3 protein-coding genes are annotated in these 1405 nt (G+C 52.1%); all 3 read right to left on the reverse strand.

All coding sequences use genetic code 11. The features are described 5' to 3' along the window. Positions 1 to 222 (reverse strand): DUF4133 domain-containing protein (locus tag N5O98_RS26380; protein WP_237472235.1); only part of this gene is annotated, 222 nt, incomplete at its 3' end. A gap of 10 nt (positions 223 to 232) precedes the next feature. Next, positions 233 to 544, reverse strand: coding sequence for a DUF4134 domain-containing protein (locus tag N5O98_RS26385; protein ID WP_004311205.1), 312 nt, complete (start codon positions 542 to 544; stop codon positions 233 to 235). Between the two features lie 201 nt (positions 545 to 745). Further along, on the reverse strand, positions 746 to 1405 hold a 660-nt coding region (locus N5O98_RS26390; protein WP_269496183.1), incomplete at its 5' end, for a conjugal transfer protein TraD.

Raw genomic sequence — 1405 nt, forward strand, 5'->3', positions numbered from 1 at the left:
GCCGTACCGGGCGTTCAGCGCGAAGGTCTGCCATACGAGGACGGAAGACGATGCCGCGCCGAAGCCGATACATATCCACTGGTCGATGCCGACCATATAGAGGATGACGAACAGGACGAAGAGAGCCAGCAGACCTCCGCAGAAGATGAAGAGGTACTGAGCCTTCAAACCCTTGAACTCGACCGGACGGCCGATACCCTTGTTTATCGGGTATTCAGCCATACATTGTTTATTAAAGGAAGAATGAGCGCAGGATAGTGGCGGCGACAATCAAGAAGATACAAGCCCCGAACCACGAGGCGGCGGTCTTCGAGGTGTCCGGGTCTCCGGACGAGAATTTTCCGTACACTTTCACGCCACCGATAAGCCCGACTACCGCGCCGATGGCGTAGATTAATTTCGTGCCGGGGTCGAAATACGAACTCACCATAGAGGTGGCTTCGTTGATGCCAGCCAGACCGTTTCCCTGTGCGAAAGCGGAGGCGGTTGCGGCAATCATAAGTGCCGCAGCGATGATTAACTTTTGTCTGATGTTCTTGTTCATAAACTGTTCTTTTTTGTGCCGTCCAAAGGGTGGATAGTCCTTTTTCGGGCGGTTGATACTTGATTACTTTACTTTGGTTTTAGTGGTTGCCCGTTTGTTTCTACGGACTTGGGGCTGTCCGTTGCGGGTTGGCTGTACCTTGTACCGCCGTGCGCGTGGGTGTCGTCATTTTACGTTTTCATTTCCATTCTTTTTTAGTTGTTATACATAGTTTCGGAAGTCGAACTCCTCGATGTTGTCGGGAATCACGAACACCTTTTCCTTTTGTTGTGTCACGGTCATGTTCACCGTGTCCACGAAAACTGCCATCGCCTTTGCAATCCTCTCGCTCATTGCTTCATCGGTCAGGCGTTCCGTTATTCTTGTGAAAAGCTCTGTCCCGTCCAGTTCCGTCATGACCTTTCCGGCGTGTCGCATTTCCTCATCGGATGGTGATTCCTTCCGTATGGTGTGTACTGCCATGTCAATATCCTCGAAGCTACTTCCCGAAGCCTGCTTTTTGTCTGGTTCTTCATCCTCCGGTTCATCTTCTCCGTACTCCAGTTCCGAGGGCGGGATGCTCGTGAAGGTTTCATCGAGTTTGTCCTCCGGTACTTGTGTCGGGCGTGAGACGGTTTCCGTGTTTCCGTCGTCAAAAGTAGCCTCTTCCTCCGACAGCTCAATGCCTTTTTCCGAAGTGGCGGCTTCTTGCGTCGGTATGGCAGCGGTTGTCCGGGTCGATGCCATCTTGAAACGGCTCTTGCCAATGATGTCCGAGGTGTCTGCGTGAGGTATTTCCTTATCCTTTCCTTGCTCTGCCACCGTACTGTCCAATGACCGCCACAGCCCGGCAATATGTCTGAAGAAACGGATGAGCTTCGT

The organism is Bacteroides sp. LFL-34 (assembly GCF_027257075.1).
Lineage (GTDB): Bacteria > Bacteroidota > Bacteroidia > Bacteroidales > Bacteroidaceae > Bacteroides > Bacteroides ovatus.

Excerpts from the sequence above, each read along its gene's own strand:
- N5O98_RS26385 (WP_004311205.1), bottom strand. The coding sequence starts at position 544 with ATGAACAAGAACATCAGACAAAAGTTAATCATCGCTGCGGCACTTATG.